This is a genomic window from Pigmentiphaga sp. YJ18 (assembly GCF_038066655.1).
Lineage (GTDB): Bacteria > Pseudomonadota > Gammaproteobacteria > Burkholderiales > Burkholderiaceae_B > Pigmentiphaga.
In genome coordinates, this window is record NZ_JBBUKU010000002.1 from 702,779 (window position 1) to 724,479 (window position 21,701).

Annotated in this window: 25 protein-coding genes; 12 read left to right on the top strand and 13 right to left on the bottom strand. The window is 68.8% G+C overall.

The genetic code is table 11. The features are described 5' to 3' along the window. Position 1 precedes the first annotated feature (1 nt). A complete protein-coding gene (locus WKR98_RS17065) occupies positions 2 to 817 on the top strand; it encodes an NRDE family protein (protein ID WP_124689511.1) in 816 nt (271 codons plus the stop codon). Here WKR98_RS17065 and WKR98_RS17070 read toward each other — a convergent pair. From WKR98_RS17070 to rpsF, 11 genes are all read right to left on the bottom strand, one after another. Further along, complete coding sequence (locus WKR98_RS17070) at positions 778 to 1,749, bottom strand: alpha/beta hydrolase (protein ID WP_124689510.1); 972 nt, start codon at positions 1,747 to 1,749, stop codon at positions 778 to 780. The two genes, WKR98_RS17065 and WKR98_RS17070, sit on opposite strands and share 40 nt — an antisense overlap. Continuing rightward, entirely contained in the window at positions 1,742 to 2,170 is a 429-nt protein-coding gene (locus WKR98_RS17075; protein WP_124689509.1) for a PaaI family thioesterase, read from the bottom strand. Before WKR98_RS17075 ends, WKR98_RS17070 begins: the two co-directional genes overlap by 8 nt. 7 nt (positions 2,171 to 2,177) lie before the next feature. After that, a complete protein-coding gene (locus WKR98_RS17080) occupies positions 2,178 to 2,492 on the bottom strand; it encodes a Dabb family protein (protein ID WP_124689508.1) in 315 nt (104 codons plus the stop codon). Positions 2,493 to 2,528: 36 nt separating this feature from the next. After that, positions 2,529 to 2,915 (bottom strand): DoxX family protein, encoded by a 387-nt coding sequence (locus WKR98_RS17085; RefSeq protein ID WP_238160393.1) that lies wholly within the window; start codon positions 2,913 to 2,915, stop codon positions 2,529 to 2,531. 163 nt (positions 2,916 to 3,078) lie between these two features. Then, positions 3,079 to 4,086 carry an inorganic phosphate transporter gene (locus tag WKR98_RS17090; protein WP_124689506.1) on the bottom strand — a complete coding sequence of 336 codons (1,008 nt, stop codon included), beginning with the start codon at positions 4,084 to 4,086 and terminating at the stop codon, positions 3,079 to 3,081. Between the two features lie 13 nt (positions 4,087 to 4,099). Further along, positions 4,100 to 4,726, bottom strand: coding sequence for a DUF47 domain-containing protein (locus tag WKR98_RS17095; RefSeq protein WP_124689505.1), 627 nt, complete (start codon positions 4,724 to 4,726; stop codon positions 4,100 to 4,102). Between the two features lie 316 nt (positions 4,727 to 5,042). Continuing rightward, positions 5,043 to 6,434: a replicative DNA helicase gene (locus tag WKR98_RS17100; RefSeq protein ID WP_124689504.1), complete on the bottom strand. Its 1,392-nt coding sequence runs from the start codon at positions 6,432 to 6,434 to the stop codon at positions 5,043 to 5,045. A gap of 227 nt (positions 6,435 to 6,661) precedes the next feature. Then, a complete protein-coding gene (rplI, locus tag WKR98_RS17105) occupies positions 6,662 to 7,117 on the bottom strand; it encodes a 50S ribosomal protein L9 (protein ID WP_124689503.1) in 456 nt (151 codons plus the stop codon). A gap of 18 nt (positions 7,118 to 7,135) precedes the next feature. Next, entirely contained in the window at positions 7,136 to 7,408 is a 273-nt protein-coding gene (rpsR, locus tag WKR98_RS17110) for a 30S ribosomal protein S18 (RefSeq protein ID WP_087780204.1), read from the bottom strand. 28 nt (positions 7,409 to 7,436) lie between these two features. Next, positions 7,437 to 7,769, bottom strand: a complete 333-nt coding sequence (priB, locus tag WKR98_RS17115; RefSeq protein WP_124689502.1) for a primosomal replication protein N — start codon at positions 7,767 to 7,769, stop codon at positions 7,437 to 7,439. Positions 7,770 to 7,815: 46 nt separating this feature from the next. Next, a complete protein-coding gene (rpsF, locus tag WKR98_RS17120; protein ID WP_124689501.1) occupies positions 7,816 to 8,187 on the bottom strand; it encodes a 30S ribosomal protein S6 in 372 nt (123 codons plus the stop codon). A gap of 358 nt (positions 8,188 to 8,545) precedes the next feature. On the opposite strand from rpsF, the gene WKR98_RS17125 reads away from it, so the two are divergent. Genes WKR98_RS17125 through WKR98_RS17155 form a run of 7 tightly spaced genes read left to right on the top strand, consistent with a single transcriptional unit; the run spans position 8,546 to position 16,357 of the window. After that, entirely contained in the window at positions 8,546 to 9,904 is a 1,359-nt protein-coding gene (locus tag WKR98_RS17125) for an aromatic ring-hydroxylating dioxygenase subunit alpha (RefSeq protein WP_341434176.1), read from the top strand. 35 nt (positions 9,905 to 9,939) lie between these two features. After that, positions 9,940 to 10,578, top strand: coding sequence for a hypothetical protein (locus WKR98_RS17130; protein WP_124689499.1), 639 nt, complete (start codon positions 9,940 to 9,942; stop codon positions 10,576 to 10,578). Further along, positions 10,578 to 11,447, top strand: coding sequence for a branched-chain amino acid ABC transporter permease (locus WKR98_RS17135; RefSeq protein ID WP_124689498.1), 870 nt, complete (start codon positions 10,578 to 10,580; stop codon positions 11,445 to 11,447). The genes WKR98_RS17130 and WKR98_RS17135 overlap by 1 nt, the downstream gene beginning before the upstream one ends. Beyond that, complete coding sequence (locus tag WKR98_RS17140) at positions 11,444 to 12,409, top strand: branched-chain amino acid ABC transporter permease (RefSeq protein ID WP_124689497.1); 966 nt, start codon at positions 11,444 to 11,446, stop codon at positions 12,407 to 12,409. The genes WKR98_RS17135 and WKR98_RS17140 overlap by 4 nt, the downstream gene beginning before the upstream one ends. Further along, positions 12,406 to 14,001 (top strand): ATP-binding cassette domain-containing protein, encoded by a 1,596-nt coding sequence (locus WKR98_RS17145; RefSeq protein WP_341434177.1) that lies wholly within the window; start codon positions 12,406 to 12,408, stop codon positions 13,999 to 14,001. Before WKR98_RS17140 ends, WKR98_RS17145 begins: the two co-directional genes overlap by 4 nt. Continuing rightward, entirely contained in the window at positions 13,998 to 15,218 is a 1,221-nt protein-coding gene (locus tag WKR98_RS17150) for a DUF1116 domain-containing protein (RefSeq protein ID WP_124689495.1), read from the top strand. The genes WKR98_RS17145 and WKR98_RS17150 overlap by 4 nt, the downstream gene beginning before the upstream one ends. Continuing rightward, complete coding sequence (locus WKR98_RS17155; protein WP_124689494.1) at positions 15,215 to 16,357, top strand: ABC transporter substrate-binding protein; 1,143 nt, start codon at positions 15,215 to 15,217, stop codon at positions 16,355 to 16,357. The genes WKR98_RS17150 and WKR98_RS17155 overlap by 4 nt, the downstream gene beginning before the upstream one ends. Positions 16,358 to 16,360: 3 nt before the next feature. On the opposite strand, the gene WKR98_RS17160 is transcribed toward WKR98_RS17155, so the two are convergent. Then, the gene (locus WKR98_RS17160) at positions 16,361 to 17,329 is read right to left on the bottom strand and encodes a LysR family transcriptional regulator (RefSeq protein ID WP_238160392.1); all 969 of its coding nucleotides are present in this window, start codon (positions 17,327 to 17,329) and stop codon (positions 16,361 to 16,363) included. A gap of 84 nt (positions 17,330 to 17,413) precedes the next feature. On the opposite strand from WKR98_RS17160, the gene WKR98_RS17165 reads away from it, so the two are divergent. From WKR98_RS17165 to WKR98_RS17175, 3 genes are read left to right on the top strand one after another with little or no spacing between them, the layout of a single operon-like run. Further along, a complete protein-coding gene (locus WKR98_RS17165; protein WP_341434178.1) occupies positions 17,414 to 18,214 on the top strand; it encodes a zinc-binding dehydrogenase in 801 nt (266 codons plus the stop codon). Further along, on the top strand, positions 18,211 to 19,521 hold the full coding sequence (locus WKR98_RS17170) for an amidase (protein ID WP_341434179.1): 1,311 nt from the start codon (positions 18,211 to 18,213) through the stop codon (positions 19,519 to 19,521). Before WKR98_RS17165 ends, WKR98_RS17170 begins: the two co-directional genes overlap by 4 nt. Continuing rightward, positions 19,518 to 20,465: a PDR/VanB family oxidoreductase gene (locus WKR98_RS17175; protein WP_341434180.1), complete on the top strand. Its 948-nt coding sequence runs from the start codon at positions 19,518 to 19,520 to the stop codon at positions 20,463 to 20,465. Before WKR98_RS17170 ends, WKR98_RS17175 begins: the two co-directional genes overlap by 4 nt. A 16-nt stretch (positions 20,466 to 20,481) precedes the next feature. Here the strand turns inward: WKR98_RS17175 and WKR98_RS17180 are convergent, their stop codons facing one another. Then, the gene (locus WKR98_RS17180; RefSeq protein WP_124689490.1) at positions 20,482 to 21,441 is read right to left on the bottom strand and encodes an asparaginase; all 960 of its coding nucleotides are present in this window, start codon (positions 21,439 to 21,441) and stop codon (positions 20,482 to 20,484) included. 188 nt (positions 21,442 to 21,629) lie between these two features. Between WKR98_RS17180 and WKR98_RS17185 the strand changes: the two genes are divergently transcribed. Beyond that, the coding region (locus WKR98_RS17185; protein WP_445936122.1) for a LexA family protein at positions 21,630 to 21,701 on the top strand (72 nt) is incomplete at its 3' end.

Here is a 21,701-nt window from a genome sequence, read left to right on the forward strand (position 1 = left end):
CATGTGCCTGATGGCCTTCGCCTGGGATCCGCGCGGCCCGACTTCCTTGCTCATGGTGGCCAACCGCGACGAGTTCTACGCCCGGCCCACGGCGCCCGCCGACTGGTGGCAGGATCATCCCGACATCTGGGCCGGACGCGACCTGGCCGCGGGCGGTACCTGGATGGGGATCACGCGGCAGGGACGCTTCGCCGCGATCACGAATTATCGCGAGGGGGGCCGAAACGATCCGGCCGCGCCGTCGCGCGGCGGGCTGGTGTCCGCCTTCCTGGCCGGCGCCTCGACGCCGGCGAGCTACCTGCGCGACCTGGCCCGGCGCGCCGAGCCGTTCAACGGATTCAACCTGATCGTGGGGGAACTGTTCGGGCGGACACCGTCGCTGTGGTATCTGTCCCACCGCCGCGGCCATTCCTCCACCTTGCCCGAGGCGCTGGCGGCGGGCGTGTACGGGCTGTCGAACGCGATGCTGGACACGCCCTGGCCCAAGGTCGTACGCACGACCGCCGCGCTGGCCACGCTCAAGGCCACCGAAGCCCGCACGCCGGCCTATCTCCAGATGCTGAGCGACACGACGATCGCCGAAGACGCGCAACTGCCCAGCACCGGCATCAGCCTGGAGCGCGAGCGCGCGCTGTCGGCGGCCTTCATCATCACGCCCGACTACGGCACGCGGGCTCAGACGGTGATTCAGGCCACGCGCGACGGCCACATCGAGGCGGCCGAACGCGGCTTCGACAATGCCGAGCAGGCGCGGCTGCTGATTCCCAGCTCGCTGCGTCAGGCCGCGTTCGAGGTCTCGAACACCGCGCGCAGATAGTCCACCGAGTCGCGGTGCGCCTGCCGCGCCACGCGCAAGGCCCCGCCCATGTTGTAGAAGCTGTGGATGGCGCCCTGGTAGACCTGGATCCGCACCGGCACGCGGGCCGCCTCCAGCTTGTGCCCGTACTCCAGCCCCTCATCCACCAGCGGGTCGCACTCCGCCAATTGCAGGAAGGCGGGCGCCAGTCCGGCGAACTCCGGCGCGTCCAGCACCGCGAAGCGCCAGTCCAGGCGGTCGGCGTCGTCCCGCAGGTACAGGTTGAAGAACCACTGTATGGTCCGCTCGTCCAGCAGATAGCCGGTGGCATACGCCCGGTGCGAGGCCGTGTCCTGCCAGGCGCTGGTACCCGGGTACAGCAGCACCTGCGCCGCCAGCGGCAGCCCATCGTCCCGCGCGCGCAGCGCGGCCTGGGCCGTGAGCGTGCCGCCCGCGCTGTCTCCCATCCCCGCCACCCGGGCCGGATCGATGCCCAGCATCGCATGCCGCTCGAACGCCCACCGCCATGCGGCGTAGACGTCGTCGGCGGCGGTGGGAAAGCGGTGTTCGGGCGCCAGCCGGTAGTCCAGCGACAGCACCTTGCAGCGGGCGCCGTTGGCCAGCATGCGGCAGACCGCGTCGTAGTCCCGCACGCTGCCTACGGTGAAACCGCCGCCGTGGGCGAAGATCACCAGCGGCGCCGGATCCGGGGCCTGCATGCCCGTATACAGGCGCGCGCCTATGGTGGCTCCGCCACCTACCGGTATGGGCAGGTCGCGCAGCTCGGCCACCTCGGCCGCGGCGATCTCCAGCACCTTGCTGGCTTTTTCGTGGATGGCGCGCGCCTGCTGCGGCGTGTAGTGCCAGTAAGGCGGACGATTGGCCCGATGCACCCGCGACACGAGGTCGGCCACCTGCGGATCCAGGGGCCGGGGGTGACGCAGTTCAGCCATCGACGCCCTGGTCGCCGCGTTTCTTGATGTACTTGAAGGTCCCACTGGAACGGGCCACCAGCCCGCCGCCTTCGTCCCGCACCTCGGCCTCGCAGAAGGCCATGGTGCTGGAGCGGTGATAGCACTTGCCGTAGGCGACGAGCCGGCCGGCTTCCCCCGGGCGCACGAAGCTGGTGGTCATGTCCACCGTGGCGCTGCCGCGCAATTCAGGGTGCAGCGACCGCGCCGCCGTGGCCATGGCCGCGTCCAGCATGGTCATCAGCACGCCGCCGTGGCAGACGTGCCAGCTGTTGCAGTGCTGCGGCAGGACGTCCAGCCGGACCTCGGACTGGCCGCCCTCCGCCTTGATCAGCTGGGCGCCCAGCCAGGCCAGGAAGGGAATGGGTACGTCGGTGACGGCGGTGGGATGCGTGGTCGACATCCCCGCCCTACCTTGCCGCCGGCAGATCGTAGTCCAGGCAGGCCCGTTCGGCCCGCACCGCGCCCATGAAAGGCTTGATCGCCACGTGGCGTGGATGCGCCTGGTAGGCGTCCAGCGCCTCGCGGCTGGCGAACAGCGAGTTCAGCACGACGTCGTGCGTGGCCTCGTGGCCATCGGTGGCCAACCCCACCTCGAATTCCAGGATGCCGGGCACGCAATCGCGGCAGCTTTCCAGCAACTGCCGGACCTTCTGCATGTTGGTCTGGCGGTCGGCGCCTTCGGCTTCGTCCTTGAGTGTCCACATGACGATATGGCGGATCATGGCGGGGTCGGTCCTTTTTTATGGCTGGAACGGAAATTACCTGCGGGCGCCGCGATGGCCCAGGATGGCGACGACGATCAGGCCGCCGATCACGGTGATGTGCTCGAGCACGACCATCATTTCGTGGAACGCGGTCTCGCCCTCGAACTTCCAGAACGGATGCGCGAGCGGGATGGTCAGCACCGTGAACACGGCCAGGGCGCCGGCGCCCAGCCATGCGGCCCGATTGAAGATGATCAACAGCGAACCGCCCAGCTGGACGAGGATGGTCAGCACGTTGAACAGCCAGGCCGGTTCAAGCCCGAAATGGCTCATCTCGGCCATGCCACCCTGGAAATCGAACAGCTTGACCAGGCCGCTGGTCCAGAACATGAACGTCAGGAGAATGCGGCCGAACAGCAGCAGCGCGCGCGATTCAAGCAAGGATTGTATCGGTGCAGGTGTCATGATGGCGATTCCGGGAAAGGGGGATCATGCCGACGCCCGGGCGCTCTCCTCTTCCCCGCGCGGCGGCTCCAGGCGGCCTTTGCCGGCCGCCATGGCGCGCCATCATACTGGAAACATGCCGTAACGCGGTGTCCCGGCCTCAGAACAGGGTTTTGCCCACCCACCATGCGCCCGCGGCCACCAGGGCCGAAGCCGGGATGGTCAGGATCCACGCCCAGACGATGTTGCCCGCCAGGCCCCAGCGCACGGCGTTGAACTTGCGGCTGGAGCCGACGCCGACGATGGCGCCGGTAATGGTGTGGGTGGTCGAGACGGGAATGCCCAGCATGGCCGCCAGGAACAGTGTCATCGCACCGCCGGTCTCGGCGCAGAAGCCGCCCACCGGCTTGAGCTTGGTGATGCGCTGCCCCATGGTCTTGACGATGCGCCAGCCGCCGAACATCGTGCCCAGCGCGATCGCCACGTAGCAGCTGACCACCACCCAGATCGGGACATGGTCCTTGGCCCCCGGGACATTGGCCGCGATCAGCAGCAGCCAGATGATGCCGATGGTCTTCTGCGCATCGTTGCCGCCGTGTCCCAGGCTGTACAGCCCCGCCGAAACCAGTTGCAGGCGCCGGAACCAGCCGTCCACCCGCAGCGGACGCGTGCGGCGGAACAGCCAGGACACCAGCAGCATCAGCAGGCCGCCCAGCACGAAGCCCAGCACGGGCGACACCACGATGAAGGCGACGATGTAGAGGATTTCCCGGACCATCAGCACGCTGGGGCCCGAACTGGCCAGGCCCGCGCCCACGATGCCGCCGATGAGGGCATGGGAGGACGAGGACGGGATGCCGAAGAACCAGGTGATGACGTTCCACGCGATGGCGCCCACCAGCGCGCCGAAGACGACGTAGTGGTCCACCACGCTCGGGTCGATGATGCCCTTGCCGACGGTGGCCGCCACCTTCAGGTGGAAGACGAAAAGCGCGGCGAAATTAAAAAACGCGGCGAAAGCGACCGCGTGATGAGGCTTGAGCACCCCCGTGGAAACCACGGTGGCGATAGAGTTGGCTGCGTCATGGAACCCATTCATGAAATCAAAAATGAGTGCCAGAACGACCAGGAAGGCAAGCGTGGCGAAACTGATCTGAAGCGTATCCATGAAATCCTTCCGACTAGGCGTTTTCCAGGACGATGCCTTCGATCAGGTTCGCGACGTCCTCGCACTTGTCGGTGATTTCTTCCAGCAATTCGTAGATTGCCTTCATCTTGATCAACTGGCGGGTGTCGGCCTCGTCGCGGAACAGGCGGCCCATGCCTCGGCGCATGACCCGGTCCGCGTCCGACTCCAGCCGGTCGATTTCTTCGCAGATCTTCATGATGCTGGCCGTGTCGTTCAGGTTGTGCAGCAGGCTCACCACCATGTGCAGCCGGTCGCAGCACTGCACCCCGATGTCGGCCAGCGCGCGGGCGTCCGGCGTGACCGAGCGGATGTCATAAAGGGTGATGCACTGGGCCGCGTCCTCCATCAGGTCCAGGATGTCGTCCATGGTCGTGATGAGGTTGTGGATCTGGTCCCGGTCCAGCGGCGTGATGAAGGTCTTGTGCAGCAGATCCACCGTGTCGTGGGTGACCTTGTCGGCCTTCTTCTCCAGCGTCTCGATGTTCTTGACCCGTTCCTCGGCCTGGCCCAGGTCGGCCATCAGTGCCGCCAGTTCCCGGCTGCCCTGGCGCGACAGATCGGCATGCGCCGTGAACAGATCGAAAAAGCGGCCCTCTTTGGGCATCAAGCGTCCAAACATCACGTCCTCGCAGTACGCCACGTGACAGTTACATGACGTGTTAAAAAACCGCGAGAGTGTAGCACCCCCCTACGCGCTTCGCGCGCCCCCCAGGGGGCGATGCGGGTGGACCGGCGAAGCCGGATCCACCGCATCCCGACTCTAGCGCCGTTATCTGGAGTCGTTGCACCGTTGCTGTCGCTGGCTGCCATCGGTAGCACCAGCGCAGTAAACCAAGATGTTTTCCCCAGACCCAGGAAACCGCGGATCTGGCTTTGCCAGTCCGCCGGTTTCGCCCCCTGGGGGGCGCGCGTCAGCGCGTACGGGGGGGCTCTAACTAATAGTCAGAATCGACGAACGCGTTGCCCGAGAAATTCTGGAACTTCGTGTACATGCCTTGCCAGGTCAAGCGAACGGTACCAATCGGGCCGTTACGCTGCTTACCGATGATGATCTCGGCCGTGCCCTTGTCGGGGGTGTCGGGGTTGTAAACCTCGTCGCGGTACAGGAAGATGATCACGTCCGCGTCCTGTTCGATGGCGCCGGATTCCCGCAGGTCGCTCATCACCGGGCGCTTGTTGGGGCGCTGTTCCAGGCCGCGGTTGAGCTGGGAAAGCGCGATCAGGGGGCAGTTCAGTTCCTTGGCCAGGCCCTTCATCGAGCGGCTGATTTCCGACAGCTCGGACGCCCGGTTCTCGCTGCCGCCGCCGCCATTGCCCGACATCAGCTGCAGGTAGTCGATGATGATCAGGCCCAGCTGGCCGCACTGGCGGGCCAGGCGGCGGGCGCGCGAACGCAGTTCCATGGGGCTGAGCGCGGGCGTCTCGTCGATGTAGAGCTGGGTGTCCTGCATCTTCTGGATGGCGTGCGTCAGCTTGGGCCAGTCCTCGTCCAGCAGCTTGCCCGTGCGCAGGCGCTGCTGGTCCAGGCGGCCGACCGAGCCCAGCACGCGCATGGCCAGCTGCGAGGCGCCCATTTCCATGGAAAATATCGCCACCGGCAGGCCCTCTTCCACCGCCACGTGCTCGCCGATGTTGACCGAGAAGGCGGTCTTGCCCATGGAGGGGCGGCCAGCCACCACGACCATGTCGCCCGGCTGCAGCCCCGAGGTCATCTTGTCGAGGTCGGAGAACCCCGTGGGCACGCCCGTGACGTCCGAGGTGCTGTCGCGGTGGTAGAGCTCGTCGATGCGCTCGACCACCTGGGTCAGCAGCGGCTGCAGCGACAGGAAGCCGGCGCTGCCGCGCGCGCCCTCTTCCGCGATCTTGAAGATCTTCGATTCCGCCTCGTCCAGCAGCTGCCGCGTGTCCTTGCCCTGGGGGCTGAAGGCGGCGGCCGAGATCTCGTCGGACACGGTGACCAGCCGGCGCAGCACCGCGCGGTCGCGCACGATTTCCGCATAGCGCCGGATGTTGGCGGCCGACGGCGTGTTCTGCGCCAGCGAGTTCAGGTAGGCCAGCCCGCCCGCCTCTTCCGCCTTGCCCGCGGTCTGGAGCGACTCGTGCGTCGTCACGACGTCGGCGGGACGCGCCAGCCCGATCAGCTTGGCCATCTGCTGCCAGATCAGCCTGTGGTCGTAGCGGTAGAAATCGTCTTCCTTGATGAGGTCCGCGACGCGGTCCCAGGCGGCGTTGTCCAGCAAGAGGCCGCCCAGCACCGATTGCTCCGCCTCCACCGAGTGAGGCGGGACGCGCAGGGACTCGAGTTGGGGATCGGCGGGCGAATTCATAGAAGCGGTAAACCTGGTGTTCGAGCATGGACGGCGGGAATGCCGGCCCACGACAGTTTAGCCCGGCTGGACGCAAGAGGAAGCGGTGCGTGCGAGCCAGGGTCGACCCTGAAAAAAGAACCCCCCATTCCGCGAAGAAATGGAGGGTTCCTGTGCCGGGCCCTTCGAGGAAGGGAGCCCCGGCGGTGGACGTCCGGCCGGCTCGGCGACGAGCGGCCGGAAAGGCGTCAGGCGGTTTCGCCGACCACGACCACCGTGATGTTGGCCACGACGTCGGTGTGCAGGCCGACTTCCAGCGGGAATTCGCCGATGGTCTTGAGCGGGCCGTTGGGCAGGCGAACCATGCCCTTCTCGACCGACTCGAAGCCCGCCTGCTTCAGCGCGGAGGCAACGTCGAAGTTCGTGACCGAACCGAACAGACGGCCGTCCACACCCGCCTTCTGGCTGACGGACACCGAGTAGCCTTCCAGGCGCTGGGCCACGGCTTGCGCGGCGGCCAGCTTGTCGGCCTGGATCTTCTCGAGTTCGGCGCGGCGCGCTTCGAACTCTTTCAGCGCGGCGTCGGTGGCGCGCTTGGCCATTTTCTGGGGAATCAGGAAGTTACGGGCATAGCCGTTCTTCACGCGGACGACGTCACCCAGGTTGCCGAGGTTGACGACTTTTTCGAGCAAGATGATTTGCATGATGGTCTCTCCCGGCAATCAATTGTGGTTGTCGGTGTAGGCCAAGAGCGCCAGGAAGCGGGCGCGCTTGATAGCCGTGTCGAGCTGGCGCTGGTAGTGCGCCTTGGTGCCGGTCAGGCGGGCAGGAATGATCTTGCCGTTTTCCTGGATGAAGTCACGGAGGACTTCGATGTCCTTGTAATCGATCTGGTCGACGCCGGCTGCCGTGAAGCGGCAGAACTTGCGGCGCTTGAACAGCGGATTCTGTTGACCAAACTTCTTCTTTTCCTTGCGTTTGCCGAATGCGGCCATGATGTACCTCTTGGGTATTCAATCCGTTTCACACCTGGGGCTGCCCTGCCGGCCCGCCTTCGTCGCCCTCTCGGGCGATGGCGGCCTGCTGGATGTGCAGCCTCAGTCTGCTTGAACCTTTCCGGGTCGGTGCCAGGAACCCTTCGATCCGTATCGACCGGCCCAGCGCTTCGCGCTCGAGCCTGCCGGCCAGATCGCCGACGACGACTGCGTTGACGAGCATTTCGACCCGGCGGGGCCTCCCGCCTTCGATCAACTCGGATTCATGGGCAAGCGCCAGTTCCAGCACCGGAATTCCGGCCGGGGTATACCTGAGCGGCTTGCACTCGACCACCTGGGCGGTCAGATGAACCTTGTTCAACGCCGTGTCGTCCTGGGCATCGACCTCATGCCAGTCCAGCCGGGGCTCAGGCCTCGGCGGGGGTGGCTTCGGTGGACACCTTGCGGGCCTCCTCGCGCTCGACGATCTTCATCATCGGCGACGGGGCGGTCTCGGCCTTCTTCATCTTGACGACGAGATGGCGCAGCACGGCATCGTTGTAGCGGAAAGCGTGTTCGAGTTCGTCCAGCGTGGGTTGGCCGCACTCGATGTTCATGCACACGTAGTGAGCCTTGACGAGCTTCTGGATCGGGTACGCCAGCTGGCGGCGGCCCCAGTCTTCCAGACGGTGTATCGTGCCGCCCTGGCTGGTGATCAGCGACTTGTAACGGTCGACCATGGCCGGAACCTGCTCGCTCTGGTCCGGGTGAACGATGAAAACTACTTCATAGTGACGCATCGAAGCTCCTTGTGGATGGTCCCGCGGGCGTCCGGATGGGCCCGCTGTAGGCGCAAGTCCGCTCAAGCGTCTAGAGTCGGACAAGGGATCAATCTGGCGAAAAAATAGCTTCCGCCAAAAATCAAGCCCTCTATTATCGCTGGCGCAGGGGCAAAAAGCAACCCAACGGCCCCCAAGCGGCCATCCGGCGTGGTTTTCGGGCCCGTTTCCGGGCACGGACGCACCGCGCCGGCCCATCCGGGACCGTTTCTGGTGCTGCTTCGGAAAAACTGAACCGTCACGCCGTTTTAATTATTTTCGCGTACCAGGCGTCTTCCGTAGAGTGGCCTCCATATCCCCGCAACCACCTGCAAGCGATATGGAAAAGAAAGCCGTCCTGACCCACCCCTATTCCGCCTACGAAAGGGACCACGCCGCGGCCGAGAACGCCGAACTCACGCACGTGGAAAAGGGTTCGCCCATGGGCGAATACCTGCGCCGCTTCTGGCAACCCGTGGCCTTGTCGCAGGAACTGGGCGAACTGCCCGTCGCCGTGCGCATGTTCGGCGAAGAGCTGGTGCTGTTCCGCACCCGCGGCGGCGAGCCCGGCCTGTTGGAAAAGCACTGCAGCCATCGCGGCACGTCGCTGGAGTTCGGCGTGTGCGAGGACCAGGGACTGCGCTGCTGTTACCACGGCTGGCTGTTCGGCGTGGACGGCCGCATCCTGGAGACCCCGGGAGACCCGCCCGATTCGCGGCTGCGCTTCAACATCTGCCACGGCGCCTATCCGCTCAAGGAATACCGCGGCATCATCTTCGGCTACTTCGGCCCGCCGGACCGGCTGCCCGAGTTCCCGCTGTACGACACCTACGACATAGCCGGCGACCGGCTGGTGCCCTACTGCATCACCTATCCGTGCAACTGGCTGCAGGTGCACGAAAACGTGATGGACCCGGCCCACGCGGTGTTCCTGCACACGCGCATCAGCTTCACGCAGTTCTCGGACGCCTGGGGCGAGCTGCCCGAAATGGACTTCGTCCCCACGCCCGCCGGCATGGTCTACGTGACCTCGCGCCGCTGGAACGACAAGGTCTGGGTGCGCTCGAACGACATCATTCTTCCCAACCTGGCGCAGGTCGGCCACATCTGGGAAGACGGTCTGGAGCCCAAGGAATTCGCCCGCGTGGCCATTACGCGCTGGACCACGCCCATCGACAACCACACCTGCCGCATCATCGGCTGGCGGCACTTCCACCCGGACGCCGACCCGCGCGGCATCGCCGACGAAAGCCTGTGCGGCGTCGAAAGCGTGGACTTCTTCGGCCAGAACGGCGAGCGCGCCTATGAGGACCGCCAGCGCATGCCGGGCGACTACGACGCCCAGATCTCGCAGCGCTCCATCGCCGTCCACGGACTGGAGAACCTGACGCGCTGCGACCGCGGCGTCGCGATGCTGCGGCAACTGCTGCGGCGCGAGGCGCGCAAGGCCGCCGAGGGCCAGGCGCTCGCGGTCTCGCCCCTGCGGGCCAACGGCGCCATCCCGACCTACGCCCATGACACCGTGGTCACGGTGCCGCCGGTGCAGGACGGCGACGACCGCGCCTGCGTGCGCGACATCGGCAAGGCCGTGACCGACATCATCGTCAAGGGCGAGCACCACGAGGCGCTCGACCGTGCGGAGCAGATCCGCCACCGCATCCGGGAGTTCGCCGCGCGCCAGGCGGCGACCACCGAGTGATTCCGTCTTTCCCCCACTCCTACAGGATCGAAAGCATGCAATCCCCCATCCATCCCGGCAAGGTCGCATGGACCGGAGACAACCCTGGCATCTATCTGAAGGAAACCGACGACGGCCCCTGGACCGGCCTGGCCACCTACTTCCGCATCAACTACTCGCCCTTCGGGCTGGGCCGCGGCGTGCTGCTGCTCGAGCAGCCCGACGAGGCCGCCACCCTGCCCCGTGCCTGCAACGTCTGCATCACCGACAACGAACCGCTGGCCCGCTACCTGATGGCCGGCTTCTTCTCGAAGTTCGCCTCGTTCCGGGTGTCGGCGGGCACGCAGGCCGTGAGCTACCTGCCGCTGCTGGAAGCCCGCTCCGCCGGCGACACCCGGTCGCGCTACCAGGAGATCCTGCGCTCGGCGGAACTGGAAGTGGTCATGACCTGGGACGGTCTGACCGAGCCCTATGCCGTGGACATGCCGCCCGAAAAAGGGCCGACGCAGCGGCATGAGATGTACAGCCTGTTCATCGACGCGGCCAGCGCCGGCATCACCGTGAACGGACGGCCCCTGCGCGGCCGTGTCACCACCCGCAATTTCGATGGCGGCAAGAAGAGCTCGGCGTTCCTGGCCTTCTCGGAATCGTGGATGGAAATGCCGGCGGGCGATGCCGCCAGGGGGACGCCGTAATGACCGAATTCCTGCAATACCTCGTCTCGGGACTGGTGGTGGGCTGCATCTACGGCCTCATCGCCATCGGCTTCACCGCCGTCTACAACGTCACCAACATCGTCAACTTCGCCCAGGGCGAGTCGGCGATGCTGGCGGCGCTCGGCACCTCGACGCTGCTGGCCGCCGGCGTGCCGCTGCTGGCCGCCGCGGCATGCTGCGTGCTGCTGGTGGGCCTGCTGGGCATGGCCATCGAGCGCTACGCGCTGCGGCCGGTCGGCGGCGACGCGCTGCGCGGCATCATCCTCACGATAGGCGTCAGCGTGGTATTGCAGGGTTCGGCCGTCGTGGCCTGGGGCACGGACGCGCATGCGCTGCCGGCGTTCTCGGGCTCGGCCTCGGTCCACCTGGGCGGGGTGTCCGTGCCGCCCCAGGTGTTCTGGGTGCTGGGCACCAGCGTGGTCCTGATGGCCCTGCTCTATCTGTTCCTGACCCGCACCTACCTCGGGCGCACCTTCCGCGCCTGTGCGATGAATCCGCAGGCCGCCTCGCTGATGGGCATTCCCTCCGGAGCCATGCGGGCCCTGGGCTTTTTCCTGTCGGGCACCGTGGGCGCGATCGCCGGCATCATCATCGCCCCCATCGCGCTCATGCAGTACGACAGCGGCGCGGCCCTGGGCATCAAGGGCTTCGTCGCCTGCATCATCGGCGGTTTCGGCAATCCGGTGGGCGCTGCCGTGGGCGGCATCTTCCTCGGCCTGCTGGAGGCCTTCTCGGCCGGCTATCTCAGCTCCGGCTTCAAGAACGCCATCGCCTTCGTGCTCCTGCTGTTGTTCCTCGTGGCCCGCCCTGGCGGCCTGTTCGGCGAATTCGACATGGTGAAGCGATGAAAAGCCTGCCTCCGCTCGCGCTGACCGGCCTGCTGGCCCTGGTCTTCCTGTTCGGCAACAACTACGTGCTGAACCTGTTCGTGGTGTGCGCGCTGTTCGCCCTGCCCGCCGTCGGCCTGGCGCTGCTGGTCGGGCACTGCGGGCAGGTGTCGCTGGGCCACGCGGCCTTCGTCGGCATCGGCGCCTACGCCGCCGCCATCGCCTCCGAACGTCTGGGGCTCGACCCCTGGCTGGCGGTGGCGGCCGCGACCGCGTTGTCCGCCGTCTCGGCCTGGGCCGTGGGCCGATTGGTGTTTCGCCTTCGGGGACACCACCTGGCCATGGCGACCCTGGCGCTGGGCATGATCGTGCATACCGTGCTGGCCGAATGGAAGCCCGTCACCGGCGGCCCGGACGGCATCTCCGTCGGCACGACCCTGCATATCGGCGGCATCGAGCTTGCTTCCGACCAGGCTTTCTTCATCGTGGGCTGGATCGCCGCCGGCGCCGCGCTGATCCTGGCCGACAACCTGATCCGCTCGCCCTTCGGACTGGCGCTGCGCGTGGTCGGCGAGAACGAGCGCGTGGCCGGTTCGATCGGCATCGCCCCGGACCGCGTCAAGCGCGCGGTGATGGCCGCCAGCGGGGCGCTGGCCGGACTGTCCGGCGCGCTCTACACGTTCTGGATGGGCTACATCAGCCCGGATCCGTTCAACGTCGCGTATTCGATCAAGCTGCTGCTGATCGTCGCGCTGAGCGGCTTCACCGGCACCTGGCGCGTGCTGGGCGGCGTGTTCTTCGTCGTGCTGGTCAGCGAAGGCCTGAAGTCCTTCGGCAGCCTGGACGTCGTGATCTACGGCCTGCTCCTGATCGCCACCATGCTGTACCCGCGCTGCAAGGCGGGCGAGGCGGTGCGCGCCTTCCTGCGCCGCCGCGCCGCGGACAAGCGCAAGGTTTCCTCCATCATCGAGGCCAAGGCATGACCCAGACCCCTTCCCCCCTGCTGGAAGTCGAGGACGTCGCCATCCGTTTCGGCGGCCTGCAGGCCCTGGACGCCGTATCGTTCGATGTGCGTCGCGGCGAGATCCTGGCCCTGATCGGCCCCAACGGCGCCGGCAAGTCCACCCTGCTGAACGTCATCTCCGGAACCTTGCGGCCCGATCGCGGACGCGTGCGCTTCAAGGGCGAGGACGTAACCGGCCTGCCCGACCATGAGATCAACGCCCGTGGCCTGGCCCGCACCTTCCAGGCGGCCGAGATCCTGACCGGCCTGACCGTGCGCGAGAACGTCATGGCCGCCGGCGTGCGCGGCGCGCGCAGCGGCTTTGGCGCGGGCCTGGCCGGCCTGGGCTGGAAGACCGGCGGCGCGGCCGACCTGCCCCGCCTGGCCGCCCGCCACCTGGAAGCGGTGGGACTGGCCTCGATGGCCGACGCCTCGGCCTCGCAACTGACCGCCGGACAGCAGCGCCTGCTGGCGGTGGCGCGGGCCCTGGCCTCGGGCGCCGAGCTGCTGTACCTGGACGAACCCGGCGCCGGGCTCAACGGCACCGAAAAGGACATGCTGGCCAAGGCCATCCTGAACATACGCGGGCGCGGCATCACGGTGGTGTTCGTCGAACACGACCTGGCCTTCGTCGGCAAGCTGGCCGAGCGCATCGTCGTGCTGCACCACGGGCGCGTGCTGGCCCGCGGCGAAGCGGCCGAGGTCCGGGCCGACCCGCGCGTGGTGGCGGCCTACCTGGGCAATACCGAGATCCCCGCAGGGCTGCGCAGCGCCGCGCCGTCCGGACAGGCGCGCACCGCTCTCGCGCTGGAAAAGCTGTCGGTGCGCTACGGCGCGCTGGAGGCGCTGGTCGACGTCAGCCTGCACGTGCGCGAAGGCGAGATCGTGTCGCTGATCGGCGCCAACGGCGCCGGCAAGTCCACGCTGCTCAAGGCCATCGTGGGCCAGGTGCGGCCGCACGCGGGCCGGCTGATGTTCGAACAGCGCGACCTGTCGCGCGTCGCGCCCGAGCTGCGCGCGGGCCTGGGCATCGCGCTGGCGCCCGAGGGGCGGTCTTTGTTTCCCAGCCTGAGCGTGGAGGAGAACCTGATGATGGGCTTCTATCCGCGCGTGCGGCGCGCGGGCGTGCTGCAGTTGCTGGCGCCGCGCCGCGAGACGGCCGAGGCGATGCGCAGGACCATGGAGGAAGTCACCGCCCTGTTCCCGCGCCTGGCCGAGCGCCTGCGCCAGCCAGCCGGCACGCTGTCCGGCGGCGAGGGGCAGATGCTGGCCATCGGCCGCGCATTGATGAGCGGCCCGCGCCTGCTGATGCTGGACGAACCTTCGTTCGGGCTCGCGCCGCAGGTTGCGCGCGAGATCCTGGAGTCGCTGCCCCGCCTGACCGAACGCGGCCTGTCCATCCTGCTGATCGAACAGAATGCCCGCGCGGCCTTGCAGGTCTCGGATCGCGGCTATGTGCTGGTCAACGGCCGCCTGGCCGCCGAGGACAGCAGCGCGAACCTGCTGCGCCGCGACGACATCGGCGACGCCTACCTGGGCTGGAACGGCGAGGAACGGAGGCTGAGCGCATGAACGCGAAGCCTGCCAACCAGGCCGACGCCGCGGCCTTCGCCGCGATGATGGCCGTGCGTCCCGTGCTGACGGGGCTGCTGCCCGCGGCCTCCGTCTTCGACTATCCGGAACGCACGCTGCTGCATGCGGGACCGCCTTTCGCCGATATGCGCGAGGTGCCCGAGCCGGTGCTCAATTCCGCCGTGAACGCCGCCCTGTTCGAGGGGTGGGCCCAGGACCGGGCCGGCGCGCTGTACGCGTTGCGCGGTGGCCAGATCGCGCTGCGGCCGGCGCAGGATTTCCACTGCGTCGTGCCCCTGGCCGGCATGCTGTCGCCCAGCCAGATGGTGCAGGTGGTCGACGACCAGGCCAGCGGCCGCCGCTGCTTCGCCCCCCTGAATGGCGGCAATGCGTGGCCCATGCGCCTGGGACTGCCGCGGCCCGAGGTCGTGCAGCACCTGCGCTGGCTCAACGGCGCGTTCGCGGACAAGGTGCGCGCCGGCTGCGAGTCCGGCCTGGACCTGCTGGCGATCGCCGATCTCGCGCTGTCGCGCGGGGACGACTGCCACGGCCGCACCGCCGCCGGCACGGCCATCCTGGCCGAGCGGCTGCGTGCGGCCTCGCTTGCCGGCGAGGCCGAGCAGGCCTGGCGCTACCTGGACGAGTCGCCCGGCTTTTTCCTGAACCTGTGGATGGCCGCCGCCAAGCTCATCCTGTCGGCGGCCGAGGGCGTTGCCGGGGCCAGCCTGGTCACCGCCATGGGCGGCAACGGCGTGCGGGTCGGCATCCAGGTCGCGGGACGGCCGGGCACGTGGATCACCCAGCCCGCCCTGCCGCCACGAGGAACGCTGGCGCCCGGCCACAGCGCCGGCGACGCCCTGCCCGCCATCGGCGACAGCGCCGTGGTCGAGGCGCTGGGCCTGGGAGGAATGGCCATCTCCTACTCACCCGAACAGCAGCGCGCGCTGGCGGCGTTCATGCCCGAGCCTTCCGACGTGCTGGCCGCCTCGCTGCTGATGGGCCCGCACCCCGCCATGAATCTGACCGCCCCGCGCATGGGGCTGTCCGCCCGCAAAGTGGCCGATACCGGCAAGACCCCGGTGGTCGCCCTGGGCATACTCGACGTCCGGGGCCTACACGGACGTCTCGGAGGAGGCATCTGGCAAGCCGCGCCGGATCCCTTCCTCCAGGCGCTGTCGCACATCCAACCCAGCAACCCCCAAGGGGAGTCCCTATGAAGCTCTGGAAATACGCAGTCGTCGCCCTTGCCGCCCTGTCCGCTCTTCCCGCCGCCGCCCAGGAACTCAAGATAGGCGCATTGCTGGAAACCTCGGGCGCCGTCGCCTCGCTGGGGCAGCCCACGCTGGAGGGCGCGCAACTGGCGGTCGAACAACTGAACGCGCGCGGCGGCATCGGCGGCCGCAAGGTGTCGCTGGTCAACCTGAACAGTGAAAGCGACAACACCAAGACCGTCTCCGGCGCGCGCCGGCTGCTGTCGCAGGAAAAAGTCTCGGCCGTGATCGGCCCCAGCAGCTCGGGGTCGAACTTCGCTGTGGCCGACGTGTTCGAACGGGCCCGCGTCCCGATGATCGCCAACGGCGCCAGCCGCGGCATCGTGCTGCCGCCCGAGAAGCGCCGCTACGTCTTCATCGCCCCGCTGACCGACCAGATCGTGCAGACGGTCATGCTGCAGGACATGCAGGGGCGCGGCATCAAGCGCGTGGCCATGCTGAACTCGGACGTGGCCTTCGGCACCAACGGCCGCGACACGCTGGCCGCGCTGGCGGGCCAGTACGGCATCGAGGTGGTCGCCAGCGAGACCTTCGGCAACGCCGATACCGACATGACGCCGCAACTGGCCAAGCTGCGCGGCACCACGGCGCAGGCCATCGTGCTGTGGGCCACGGGGCCGGGCCTGGCCATTGCCACCCGCAACCATCGCGCGCTGGGCATCGACACGCCGCTGTACGTCACGCACGCGGCCAATGACTTCAATTACCTGCGGCTGGCCGGCGATGCCGCCAACGGCATCCTGCTGCCGTCCTCCAAGCTGTACGTGGCGGCCTCGCTGTCCGACGCCGATCCGCAGAAGAAGGTGTTGCAGGACTTCCTGGCCGCCTACCAGCAGAAATACGGCAAGCCGCCGTCGACCTTCGCCGCCAACGGTTTCGATTCGGCCAACCTGCTGCTGCACGCGATGCGGACGGCCGGCGGCAACGCCACGGCGATCCGCGACGAGCTGGAGAAGGACACGCGCTACGTCGGCGTCACCGCCGTCTATGCCTACGGGCCCACGGACCACTTCGGCGCGCAGCCCGACAGCGTACGCATGCTGACGGTGAAGAGCGGCGCATTCCAGTTGGCTTCGGCGCCCTGACGGTCATTGCGCCTGGATGAGCAGGTCGTCCACCAGGACGGAGATCTGCTCGACGATGGCCGCCGCGACGCGGGGATAGTGATAGCGGTAGGAATACGCCACCACGATATTGGGTTGACGCACATGCGACTCGAACGCGCGCGACACGATGCTGCCCACGCCGGGCAGCACGTAGGGCGGACAGAAGTTGAGCAGCGAGAAGCCATGCCCCGCGGCCACCATGCCCAGCAGCATGCCGATGGACGACACGGCCTGGGCGATGCGGGGCATGACGCCATTGGAGCTGAACGCGGTCAGCATGTATTCGCGGGTACGCGGCAGGTCCAGCAACACCAGCGGCTCGGTGTTCAGGTCCGCCGTGGTCAGCGAACCCTTGGCGGCCAACCGGTGATCGGACGGCAGCACCACCTGCAGCGGCGCGGGGCGCAGCGTGACCACCTGCACGCCCGAAGGGATCTCGAAGTCGTAGAGCACGGCCAGATCCAGCGAACCCGTGCGCAGCCCTTCGAGCAGGTATTCGTGGTGGCCTTCGTTCCAGGTCAGGCGGGCGCCGGGCAGTTGTTCGCGCACGTGGCGCAGCAGCGGCGGCACCACGAAAGGCGCGAAGGTCGTCAGGCAGCCCACGCGCACCTGGCCGCGCAGGTCGCCGCGTTCGAGCACGCTGTCGCTGCCCAGGCCCCAGGCATCCTGCAGGATGCGGCGGCACTGGACCGCGAAGGCGCTGCCGTACTCGGTCAGGATCAGGCCGCGGGCATGGCGCCGCCGAAACAACTGCGTGCCCAGCGTGGCTTCGAGGTGCGCGATCGCGGCCGATACCGCGGGCGCCGAGACATGCAAGGCCTGCGCCGCCTGCTGCACGGACTGATGCTGCGCGGCGGCCAGGAAATAGGACAGTTGCCTGAGCGAGAAATCGGGCGCCCGCAGCGCGCCTTCGAGCTGGGGGTCAGGCGACCCGTGGACATTCTGGAGCACGGTTGATCCTGATGGTGGCCGCGGACTGGGTGACGCGCGCCGGCGGACAGACGAGTCGATTCAAGGTACAGAGGAAAGCCATCGATGACAACCGGGATTCCCCCCTCTTCCCCCGGCGCGGGACGCCTCCTGATCGAGGTGCGGCGCGTAGCGCCGGACCTGGCTTCGGCGCTGGCACCCGGCGTCCCGGTCGTGGGTCGCGTCCTGCGCGAGGCGCCGGGCGGCCCGGCCGCCGGCACCCGCGTGGCCGCGATGGCGCCCGGCACCAGCGTCCCGGGGATGACCGTCGCCGTCGAGGGCGCGCTGTCCGTTCCAGCCGCGCTGGACGATGGTGCCGCCCTGCTGCTGCCCGCGCTGTGGCCGGTGGTCTGGTGGACGCTGGCCGACCGTCGCCTGGCCGGCCCCGGCGAGGCGGTGCTGGTACACGAGGCCGATACGCCCTGGGGCCTGCTGATGACGGCGCTGTCCCGCGAACTGGGCGCCCAGCCGCTCGCGGCAACGGCCACGCGCGACGGCATGCGGCGGGCGATGCGGGCCGGCGCGCACGACGGCGCGCTGTACACGACGGACTGGCCGGTGCTGCTGCGCGAACATGGCGGCGCCGACGTCGTGCTCGATCCCTCCCATGGACAGCACCTGCCGGCGTCGCTGGGCTGCGCCCGGCATGGCGCGCGGCTGGCGGCGCTGGGCATCGCCGCGCCAGGCCAGGACATCTCGATTCCGCTGTCGGCGCTGCGCCGGCGCGGCGCGAGCCTGCACGCCATCCGGTGGGACCCTGTCCGCCACCGGACCCACGCCGCGCGCGCGGCACGCGAATTGCCCGCCCTGGTCGAGCGCGTGCGTGATGCGCTCAATGCTTCTCTCAACCTTCTCTCCATGCCATGAACGACGACACTCATTCCCTCCCACCGCTCGCCGTCGAACTGCGCGCCGCCCTCGACGGACACCGGCACGCCGCCCTGGACGCCGTCGAGCAATGCCTGGCGCGCATCGAGGCCGACGAACCCGCGATACGGGCCTGGCGCGCGATCGACCCCGGCCATGCGCGCACGCAGGCGCGCCGCATCGACGGCCGGGGCGCGGCCGGTCCGCTGGCGGGCATCCCGCTGGCGGTGAAGGACATTTTCCTGACGCAGGATTTCCCCACCCGCTGCGGCTCTCCCATCTACGAGGATGGACTGGCCGGCGCCGACGCCGCCTGCGTGGCGGCCGCGCGTGCCGCCGGCGCGGTGGTGATGGGCAAGACCGTCACCACCGAGTTCGCCTATTTCAACCCCGGTCCGACCGCCAATCCGTGCAACCCGCTGCATACGCCGGGCGGCTCCTCCAGCGGCTCCGCGGCCGCGGTGGCCAGCGGCATGGTGCCGCTGGCGTTCGGTTCGCAGACCGCCGGCTCGCTGATCCGGCCTGCCTCCTACTGCGGCGTGTTCGGACTGAAAGCCACGCATGGATGCCATGACCTGGCCGGCGCGAAGGGACTTTCGCCGTCGCTCGACACCTTGGGGTGGCTGGCGCGCGGCGCCGACGACCTGGAACTGATGCGCAGCGCCCTGTCGGGCGAGGCCTATCGCGCCCTGCCCCCGCACCGCCAGCCCGGACAGCTTCGCCTGGGCGTGTGCCGCACCTGGGAATGGCCGGCCATCGATCCGGCGGGCGCCCGGGCCTTTGAAGACGCGGAGCGGCGCTGCCGGGAAGCCGGCGTCCTGGTGCGTCGCCTGGAACTGCCGCAGGCATGGCGGCCGCTCGCGCAGGCCCAGAAGACCGTCATGGCCTTCGAGACCGCGCGCAGCCTGTCCGTGGAGTGGCAAGACCACCGGCACCAACTGAGCGCGGCCCTGCGCGGCTTGATCGAAGAAGGCCTGGCCTGTTCCCGGGCCGACTATGCCGCCGCCCAGCGACTGGCGCAGGCGGCCCGGCAGGAGCTGGCCAGCCTGATGGACGGCATCGACGCCCTGCTGGTCCCCAGCGCGCCGGGCGCGGCCCCGCTGGGCCTGCACGCGACCGGCGATCCGGTTTTCTGCCGAGTCTGGACGCTGCTCGGCCCGCCCTGCGTGAATGTACCGGGCCTGCGCGCCCCGGACGGCCTGCCCATCGGCATGCAGCTCGTCGGCCACGGCGGGCGGGACCGCGACCTGCTCGCGCTCGCCGCGTCCCTCCATTCGATCCTGTCACGGGAAGGATTGCAGTCATGAAGCTCTTGATACAAGAGGTGCGGACGCTTACGTCCGAGATCCGGCGGTTCGTCCTGGCCCTGCCCGATGCGGGGCCGCTGCCCCGGTACGCGCCGGGCGCGCACATCCGGGTGCAGGTCGCGCTGCCCGACGGCCGCATCGACCTGCGGGAATACTCCCTGCTGGGTGACGGCAGCGACGAGCGCCGCTACGAGATCGCCGTGCTGCGATGCGCCGACGGCCGCGGCGGCTCGGCCTGGATGCATGCGCGCCAGGTCGGCGACATCCTGGACGTGCTGCCGCCCGCGAATCACTTCGCGCTGGCCGGCGAGGCGCGGGAACACCTGCTCATCGCGGGCGGCATAGGCATCACGCCCATTCTTTCCATGGCACGCGGCCTGCGGCGGTCGGGGGCAGCCTTCGAGCTGCACTACGCGGCCCGCACCGCGGGCCACATGGCCTTGCGCGAGGAAGCGCGGGCGACGGGCGCGTCCGTCCATCTGTACTACGACGACGCCGAACCGCTGCGCGACGCGCTGCCGGGGCTGCTGGCGCAGCACCGGCCCGGGCGGCACCTGTATGTCTGCGGTCCCCGGGCGCTGATCGCCGGCGTGGTCTCGGGCGCGGCCGCCTCCGGCTGGCCGGCCTCGCATGTGCACTACGAACTCTTCGCCGGCGCCCTGTCGCTGGGCGACGACCAGCCCTTCGACCTCGTGGCCCGCGCCTCCGGGACCACGGTGCGGGTCGAGGCCGGCCAGACCATGCTGGACGCGCTGCTGGCGGCGGGCATCGAGCCGCTGTACGACTGCCGGCGCGGGGAATGCGGCATGTGCGTGACGAGCGTGGCCGAAGGCGAGCCCGACCATCGCGACCACTATCTGTCGGCGCGCGAACGGGCCGCGGGCGATGTGGTGTGCGTATGCGTCTCGCGCGCGCGCACGCCCGTGCTGGTCCTGGACCTCTGATCCGCTGCCCGGCGCGTCAGTAGGTATCGAACGCGGCCTGGGTGTCGTCCATGCCGGCGCCCAGCGCCAGCATCAGCAGCACGCGCGCTTTCCACGGCGACAGCGTGCCGGCGCCCGGCAGGCCGCCCGAGGCCGCGACGCAGCCGCTGCCCGTGCGGGTCGCGCGAACCACGGCCACGCCGTCCCGCTCCAAGTCGTCCAGCGCCTCCTGGGCGTCGGCGCTGGCCGAGCCGTTGCCGGTGCCGGCCCAGACCAGGCCGCGCGCGCCGGTGGCTGCCACGGCCCGGATCAGCGCGGCCGAACCGCCGGCATAGCCGGCCAGCACTTCGACCGGCGGCAGCGGCGTGGCGGCCGTGAACGGCGTGGCGTGGGTGTGCGCACGCTCGGGCCGCCCCATCCACGCAACCCGGCCGTCCTGGACCCAGCCCAGGGCGCCCGCGTTGGGCGACGTGAAGGCATCGGGCCGGTTGGCATTGGTCTTGGCCGCGTCGCGCGCGCCCAGGACCTGGTGATTCAGCACCACCAGCACGCCGCGTCCGGCGGCTTGCGGATGCGCCGCCACCGTGACCGCGTCCAGCAGGTTCAGCGGACCGTCGGAAGACAGCGCGGTGGCAGGCCGCATCGCGCCCACCAGCACCACCGGCCTGTCGGTCTTGAGCACCAGGTGCAGGTAGTAGGCGGTTTCCTCGAGCGTGTCCGTGCCATGGGTGACGACCACCCCGTCCAGGCCCTCGTCCAGCAGGGATTGCACCCGCGCGGCCAGCGCCTGCCAGAAGGCGGGCGTGGCGTTCTTGCTGTCGATGGCCGCGAACTGCTCGGTCCGGATGCCGGCCGCCTCGTCCAGGCCCGGCACGCGGGCGCACAGCTCGGCCACGTCCAGCGCGCCGGCGGCATAGGCCATCGTGGACTGGGGACGGGCGCCGGCCCCGGCGATGGTGCCGCCGGTGGCGACGATGCAAAGGCGCGGCAGGGACATGGCGGGCGTGCACAGGAGGACGAGAGTCCGATGATACCCGCGGCCGGATTGGCGTTCCCGCGACAGTTGCGTTTTCCGCTTGCGCCGCGCATCGATACTGTATAAAAATACAGTTACTGGATAAAACCACAGAAGCCCGATACGCGCCGTCGCCACCCGGTGGCGGGCGCCCCGCCACGGAGCCCGAGATGTCCAAGCTGACCGCACGCCAACAAGAAATCCTGGATCTCATCCGCCAGGCCATCGTCAAGACCGGCTTT